Source organism: Streptomyces sp. NPDC054863, assembly GCF_053610825.1.
Genome location: NZ_JBSGZD010000353.1, coordinates 1 through 7743, shown reverse-complemented (window position 1 = coordinate 7743; position 7743 = coordinate 1). Strand labels below are relative to the sequence as shown.

Annotated in this window: 6 protein-coding genes; 3 read left to right on the top strand and 3 right to left on the bottom strand. The window is 71.9% G+C overall.

Annotated features, from left to right (window positions below):
* Positions 1–58: 58 nt before the first annotated feature.
* Together ACWGIG_RS34845 and ACWGIG_RS34840 are read right to left on the bottom strand one after the other, a co-directional pair.
* Entirely contained in the window at positions 59–898 is an 840-nt protein-coding gene (locus tag ACWGIG_RS34845) for a TetR family transcriptional regulator (RefSeq protein WP_453325705.1), read from the bottom strand.
* A gap of 79 nt (positions 899–977) precedes the next feature.
* Positions 978–2783, bottom strand: coding sequence for a 3-hydroxyacyl-CoA dehydrogenase family protein (locus tag ACWGIG_RS34840; RefSeq protein ID WP_453325704.1), 1806 nt, complete (start codon positions 2781–2783; stop codon positions 978–980).
* 370 nt (positions 2784–3153) lie between these two features.
* On the opposite strand from ACWGIG_RS34840, the gene ACWGIG_RS34835 reads away from it, so the two are divergent.
* Complete coding sequence (locus ACWGIG_RS34835; RefSeq protein WP_453325703.1) at positions 3154–3720, top strand: adenylosuccinate lyase; 567 nt, start codon at positions 3154–3156, stop codon at positions 3718–3720.
* 86 nt (positions 3721–3806) lie between these two features.
* On the opposite strand, the gene ACWGIG_RS34830 is transcribed toward ACWGIG_RS34835, so the two are convergent.
* Complete coding sequence (locus ACWGIG_RS34830; protein WP_453325702.1) at positions 3807–4355, bottom strand: N-acetyltransferase family protein; 549 nt, start codon at positions 4353–4355, stop codon at positions 3807–3809.
* Between the two features lie 177 nt (positions 4356–4532).
* Between ACWGIG_RS34830 and ACWGIG_RS34825 the strand changes: the two genes are divergently transcribed.
* Positions 4533–4976 (top strand): SRPBCC family protein, encoded by a 444-nt coding sequence (locus ACWGIG_RS34825; protein WP_453325701.1) that lies wholly within the window; start codon positions 4533–4535, stop codon positions 4974–4976.
* A 244-nt stretch (positions 4977–5220) separates the two neighbouring features.
* Positions 5221–7686: an MFS transporter gene (locus ACWGIG_RS34820; protein WP_453325700.1), complete on the top strand. Its 2466-nt coding sequence runs from the start codon at positions 5221–5223 to the stop codon at positions 7684–7686.
* Positions 7687–7743 lie beyond the last annotated feature (57 nt).

Genomic DNA, 7743 nt, shown 5'->3' with positions numbered 1-7743 from the left:
GTGTCCGCCTTCGGGGGCGGGGTGGGGCAGTGACAGGGTGGCGTGGTGGGGCGCCGGGTCAGCCCTTCGCGAGGGCCTGCTCGATGGTGCGCATGACTTCCTCAAGAGGTGCGTCCGTGCGCGCCACCGTCACCAGTACCTCGCCGCTGACCGACGCCGTGGCCGCCACGGGGGCGGCGGGGTCGCTACGGCGCTCCGCCGAGCGGCCCGCCCCGATGCCGGAGCCGAAGGTGCGGCGGACGATCGCGAAGGCGTGGTCCAGCTGGGTCTCCACGTCGCCCTGCCCGCCCGCCCGCAGCCAGCGCCGCAGGACGTGGTTGTGGGCGGTGACGACCGCAGAGGCGGCGACCTCGGCGAGGAGCGGGTCGTCGTTGCCCGGCTGCTGGTCGTGCTCGTCGAAGTGGCCCAGGAGATAGCGGGTGAAGAGCCGCTCGTAGCGGGCCACCGAGGCGATCTCGGCCTCGCGGAGGGTGGGGACCTCGCGGGTCAGTTTGTAGCGGGCCACCGACACCGTGGGGGCGGCGGCGTACATCCGCATCACCTCTTTGATGCCGCGGCACACGGTGTCGAGCGGGTGCTCGTGCGGGGGCGCCGCGTTGAGCACCGCCTCGGCCCGTACGAGGGTGTCGTCGTGGTCCGGGAAGATCGCCTCTTCCTTGGAGCGGAAGTGCCGGAAGAAGGTGCGGCGGGCGACACCGCCCGCCGCCGCGATCTCGTCGACCGTGGTCGCCTCGTACCCCTTCGTCGCGAAGAGCTCCATCGCGGCGGCGGACAGCTCGCGGCGCATCTTGAGGCGCTGCGCCGCCGCGCGCGAACCCGCGGCGCTTTCGGGCGCGTCGGGCGCAGAGGTCGTACGAGGAGTCCTGGGGGCCTGGGGCATGCCCTGAACGTAACCCATCCGCGCAGGGGAGCGCGCCTGAGGGGGCGGGCCGCCCGCGCCTTCCAGCAGCCCGCCCCAGCCAGGGGCACCCGCCTGCCTACCGTCGCGCATACTCCCGGAAGCCCCGGCCCGTCTTGCGGCCCAGGCAGCCCGCCGCGACCAGGTGCTCAAGGAGGGGAGCCGGAGCCAGACCCGGGTCGCGGAACTCGCGGTGCAGGACCTGCTCGATGGCGAGCGAGACGTCGAGGCCGACCACGTCGAGGAGCTCGAAGGGGCCCATCGGGTAGCCGCCGCCGAGCTTCATCGCGGCGTCGATGTCGTCCAGGGACGCGTAGTGCTCCTGGACCATCTTGATCGCGTTGTTGAGGTACGGGAAGAGGAGGGCGTTCACGATGAAGCCCGCCCGGTCGCCGCAGTCCACCGGGTGCTTGCGGATCCTGGTGGTGAGGTCGCGGACGGTGGCGTGCACGTCGTCCGAGGTGAGGACCGTACGGACGATCTCCACCAGCTTCATCGCCGGGGCCGGGTTGAAGAAGTGCATCCCGATGACGTCCTGCGGGCGCGAGGTGGCGCGGGCGCAGGCGACGACGGGGAGCGAGGAGGTGGTGGTGGCGAGGATCGCGCCCTGCTTGCAGACCTTGTCGAACGTGGCGAAGAGCTGCTGCTTGACCTCCAGGTCCTCGGCGACCGCCTCCAGCGCCAGGTCCACGTCGGCGAAGGCGTCGAGCGAGCCCGCCGGGGTGATCCGCGCGAGGGTTTCCTCGCGGGCCTCCGCGGTCATCCGGCCCTTGTCGACAGAGCGCGAAAGGGACTTGTTGATACGGGACTTGGCGACTTCCGCCTTCTCGACGCCGCGGGCCGCGAGGACCACGGCGTATCCGGCCTTGGCGAAGACCTCCGCGATGCCGGAGGCCATCGTTCCGGAGCCCGCGACGCCGACCGTCCGGATCTGACGGCCGGTGGTGAGCGGCGCCGCCTCAGCAGGCGTCAGTGCGTCGTGGACGACGGCGTCGCTGCCGGCCGCCTCGTACGTGTAGAAACCGCGGCCCGCCTTCCGGCCGGTCAATCCGGCCTCGCTGAGCTGCTTGAGGATCGGGGCGGGGGCGTGCAGCCGGTCGTGCGACTCCGAGTACATCGCCTCCAGGACGGTGCGCGCGGTGTCGATGCCGATCAGGTCCAGCAGGGCGAGCGGGCCCATCGGGAGCCCGCAGCCCAGGCGCATCGAGGCGTCGATGTCCTCGCGGGAGGCGTACTTGGCCTCGTACATCGCCGCGGCCTGGTTGAGGTAGCCGAACAGCAGCCCGTCGGCGACGAAGCCGGGGCGGTCGCCGACCGCGACCGGCTCCTTGCCGAGGTCGTGCGCGAGGTCGGTGACGGCCGCGACGGCGGTCGGGGCGGTGAGGACGGAGGAGACGACCTCCACCAGCTTCATCGCCGGAGCCGGGTTGAAGAAGTGCAGGCCCAGGACCCGCTCGGGGCGGGCCGAGTCGGCGGCCAGCCGGGTCACCGAGAGGGCGTTGGTGCCGGTGGCGAGGATCGTGTCCGGGCGGACGACGGCGTCCAGTTCGCGGAAGACCTGGTGCTTGATCTCGTACGACTCGGGGACGACCTCGATGACGAGGTCCGCGTCCGCGGCGGCCGACAGCTCCACCGAGGTGCGGAACCTGGCCAGCATCTCGGCACGCTCGACCGCGGTGATCCGCTCCTTGCGCACGGCACGGGCGGTGGACGCTTCGAGGGCGGCGACCGCCTGGTGGACCGCGGTGCTGCTGATGTCGATGCCGATCACCGTGCGGCCCGCGCGGGCCAGGACCTCGGCGATGCCGGTGCCCATGGTGCCGAGGCCGACGACGGCGACGGTGGCGAGCGAGGAGAGAGGGGTGGTGGAGACAGGGGTGTCCATCACGGGACTCCAGAGAATGAGTGACGACTGAAGGGAGGCGTCTGCTGAGAGCGTCCGCGCGCCGAGGTGCGCGCTGAGGAGACGGACGTCGACGCACGGCGGGCGTGCGGACGTGAGCGTCGTGCTGGGGAGCCGGCGGCCCTGTCCCGGGCCTGCCGTACGAAAAACGCCGAACCGACTGAACACTCCGTGGCGGCTGCGTCACCAGGCCGCCAAGAGTCGATCTTTCAGCGGGGGTTGGGCCCTGTGGTGGGGGCGACCCGCTCACTTGAGACTAACCGGCGAGTAACGAGCGCGCCAGCCCCCGGTCGCTCCCACCGAATGTGATCTGCGCCGCCCGGGGCGTCGCCGCGCTGGCTACGCTGGCCGGATGGACGAGGAACTGCGGTCCCTGATCGACAGGCTGGGCGAAGAGGCCGGGGAGTCGGCTTCGTACGAGCGACTGGTCGCGACAGGGGACCACGAGATACTCGCCCGGGTCCTCACCGAACCCCAACAACCGCTCTGGGCGCGGGAGATCGCCGCCTTCCGGCTCGGCTGCACCGGTGACCGGCGGGCCTTCGAGGCGCTCGTCCTGCTGCTCAACCACCGGGACCCGGAGCGGTGCGTCTCCGCCGCCCACGCGCTCGCCAGGCTCGGCGATCCGCGCACGGCGCGGGCCGCCGCCGCCCTCGCCACGAACACGATGCGCACCGCGTACGCCCTGCAGCCGGTGCGCCTGCTGACCGAACTGCGTGCGCCCGAGTCCGTACCGGCGCTGATCACCACCCTGCGCGGGCTGCTCGTACCCGGGGAGCCGCACTGGCGGGTGGCGCTCGCCTGCGTGGAAGGACTGGGGCGGCTGCGTGACGTCCGGGCCACGGAGGTGCTCGACGCGGCACTGGACCACCCGAGGCTGAGCGCAGCGGCAGCGGCGGCGCTGAGCAGGCTCGGGTAGCGCACCTCGAAGAGGGGTCTCGGGCGGCGCACCGCGAAGAGGGCTCCTGGGTGGCGCACCTCTGAAGTGGGCTCGGGCGGCGCACCTCAAAGAGGGCCGGTGCAGCGCACCTCGCGGAGGGTGGTGCCCGCCAGCTCGAAGGGCTCTTCGGTGCCGTCGGCGCGGAAGCCGGCCTTCTCGTAGAAGCGGCGGGCGCGGGCGTTGTCCTTGAGCACCCAGAGGCTCATCGAGCCGAATCCGGCCGCGCGGGCGCGGTCGGTGCTCCCGGTCATCAGGGCGCGGCCGGCGCCGGTGGAGAAGTGGTCCGGGAGGACGTAGAGGGTGTAGAGCTCGGCGGCCGGGCGGCCGGGGCCGCTGTGCGGCTCGGCACCTTCGGTCTCGCGGTACGGGCCGCAGCAGGCCCAGCCGACGACTCGGCCCGCGCGTTCGGCGACGAGGTTGACCACGTCGGGGCCGGCGGCGATGAAGTGCTCGCGGCGGAGCACGGTGTCGTCGGGGATGTTCATCGAGTCCAGGTAGGACTGCGGGACCAGCCCGGCGTAGGCGTGCTGCCAGCCGAGGACGCGGCAGGCGGCGACGGCCTCGCAGTCGGTGAGGGTCATGGGGCGGAGGCGGATGCCGGGGGTGGAGGCCATGCGGCATCTTCGCGCAGCGGTGCGGCGGGCGCAGCTGGATTTCGGCGGCGTGAGTGGTGCCGTACCGACAATGGAACAAGCGTTCCCTTGTGTGTCGCAGCCCCGATTTTGGCGGCTGCTCCCGAGGTGGTTGGGTGAGCGGGCCCACCCGGAAAACCGACTGCTGGAGGAAGAGGCATGGCGCAGGTAGAGGCCACGACGGAGCGGATCATCGCGGCGGATGCGGAGACGGTGTTCGACACGCTGGCCGACTACAGCGGCGCGCGCGCGAAGCTCCTGCCCGAGCACTTCAGCGAGTACGAAGTGCGCGAGGGCGGTGACGGCGAGGGCACCCTCGTCCACTGGAAACTCCAGGCCACCAGCAAGCGGGTGCGCGACTGCCTGCTGGAGGTCACCGAGCCGACCGACGGGCAGCTCGTCGAGAAGGACCGCAACTCGTCCATGGTGACCACCTGGACGGTCACCCCGGCCGGCGAGGGTTCCGCCAAGGCCGTCGTCACGTCCGTGTGGACCGGTGCCACCGGCATCGGCGGATTCTTCGAGAGGACCTTCGCGCCCAAGGGGCTCGGCCGGATCTACGACGAGCTGCTCGCCAAGCTCGCCGCCGAGGTGGAGAAGTAGCGGGAGATGTAGGCGGGAGCGGGCAACTCCCCGCGTGGCAGAGGGCGTTACGGGAAGATCCGGGACTCACCGGTTCGAGTGGTCTTCCGTGTCGGTCGGTTGCACGCCGTAGGGGCTCCCACCGGCCCGAAGTCCGCCCGCGTACGCCCCGCGCGTCAATCGTCGCGCTTGCTCCGCCTTGTCGCCGAATGCGACAAATGGGCGGCGCAGGCGTGACGTCGGGCGCGACGAGGGGAGCGATCACGTGGGTGGCATCACTCTGGTGAAGGACGGGCGGGACGCGACGCGTCCGGTCCCGGGCCGCACCGGGACAGAGGGGTCCGGGCCGGAGCCGGCCCCGCACGAAGCCGGCCGGGGGGCCGGGGAGCTTCCCCCGGGGGCGTACGGCTCGCCCCGTCGGATCCGGCTCGTCTTCTGCGGTCTGATGCTCGCGCTGCTGCTCGCGGCGCTGGAGCAGATGATCGTCGCCACCGCCCTGCCGAAGATCGTCGGCGATCTCCAGGGCCTGGACCGGATGTCCTGGGCGATCACGGCCTACCTGCTGACCTCGACCATCGGGCTGCCGGTCTACGGAAAGCTCGGCGACCTCTTCGGCCGCAAGGGCGTCTTCCTCTTCGCCATCGTCGTCTTCATCATCGGCTCGGCACTGGCCGGCTGGTCCAGGACGATGGACCAGCTGATCGCCTTCCGGGCTCTCCAGGGCGCCGGTGCGGGCGGACTGATGATCGGCGTGCAGGCGATCATCGCGGACATCGTGCCGCCCCGGCAGCGCGGCCGGTTCATGGGGCTCGTCGGGGCGGCCTTCGGCCTCGCGTCCGTGGCCGGGCCGCTGCTCGGCGGGTTCTTCACCGACCACGCCTCCTGGCGCTGGTGCTTCTACATCAACGTGCCGTTCGGCCTGGTCACGCTCGCCGTCGTCGCCGTCGTACTGAAGCTGCCGAAGCCCACCGCGCGCCCCCGCCTGGATATCATGGGCGCGATCCTGCTCGCCGCCGCGTCCACCTGCCTCGTACTGCTGACCAGTTGGGGCGGTACGGAGTACGAGTGGGACTCGCGGGTGATCCTGGGACTCGCCGCCGGAGCCGCCGGAACGTCCCTGCTGTTCGTCGTCGTCGAGTACTACGCGGTCGAACCGATCATTCCGCTGCGGCTGTTCCGCGACTCGATCTTCAACATCACCGGGCTCGTCGGCGCCGTCGTCGGCATCGCGCTCTTCGGCGCCGCCAGCTACCTCCCGACCTTCCTGCAGATGGTCGACGGGGCCACCGCCACCGAGTCAGGGCTGCTGATGCTGCCGATGATGGGAGGGGTCGTCATCGCCTCGATCGTCTCCGGGCAGCTGATCAGCAAGACCGGCCACTACCGGATCTACCCGATCGTCGGCAGTGCGCTGTCCGCCGCCGGGATGTGGCTGCTCTCGCGGCTGGAGACGGACACCTCGCAGCTGCAGTACAGCCTGTGGATGGCCCTGCTCGGCACCGGGATCGGGCTGATCATGCCGGTGCTCGTGCTCGCCGTGCAGAACTCCGTGCCGCCGGGCGACCTCGGCACCGCCACCAGCGCCAACACCTACTTCCGCCAGATGGGCGGCTCCATCGGCGCCGCGATCTTCGGCACGCTGTTCGCGGGCCGCCTCGTCGACGCGCTCGCCGACTCCCTGCCGACCGGCGTCGGCCTGCCCGACCCGTCGTCCATCACCCCGCAACTGGTGCACGCGATGCCGCCGTTGCTGCGCGACGCCTACATCGAGGCGTACGCCGTGGCCATGCCGCGCATCTTCCTCTACCTCGTGCCGGTGCTCGTGCTCGGCCTGCTCATCGCCTGCTTCCTCAAGGAGAAACCACTGGTGTCCGCGCACAACGCCCCCGCCGCCCCCGCCTCCGCAGCACCGGCCGAGCCCGTGAGCCACCCCCGCCCCGCCCCTCCTCTCCCGCTCCCCGCACAGCAGTCGGGCGGAGTCCCGGTCTGCGGCACCGTCCAGCACCACGACGGCTCCACGGTGCCGCGCGCCGCGCTCACCCTCATCGACGTGGGCGGCCAGCAGGTCGGGCGGGGTGCCAGCGGCTTCGACGGGCGGTACGCGCTGAGTGTGCGCGGCCCCGGATCGTACGTACTGATCGCGGCGGCGGGCGGGCACCAGCCGCAGGCCGTCACGGTCACCGTGGGGGAGCGGCCGGTTGAGCTGGACGTGGTGCTCGGCGGCGCGGGCCGGCTCGCCGGATCCGTCGTCACCGCGGACGGCACACCGGTCCGGGACGCGGCCGTCACGCTCACCGACGTGCGCGGCGAGGTCGTCGCCTCGACGCGCAGCGGACGCGAAGGGGGCTATGTCATCACGGAGTTGATCGCGGGGGAGTACACCCTCGCCGCGAGCGCACCCGCCTTCCGGCCCGCTGCGCTGCCGGTCAGCGTGCAGGCGTCGCGGGAGACCCGGCAGGACATCGAGCTGGCGGGCGGCGCCATGCTGCGCGGCACCGTGCGGGCGGGCGGCGGGCGGCCCGTCGAGGACGCCCGGGTGACGCTGCTCGACGCGGCGGGCAACGTGGTGGACACCCTCACCACCGGCTCGGACGGCACGTTCCGCTTCGTCGACCTCTCGTCGGGCGAGTACACGGTGATCGCGGCCGGGTATCCGCCCGTGGCCACCGTCCTCCAGGTGGCGGGCGGCGGTCGCACCGAACGCGATCTCCAGCTCGGCCACGAGGACTGAACTCCCCTGTGGGGCAGGGAAATTGACGCCAAGTGAGGGAGGGGGCCGGTCCCGGTG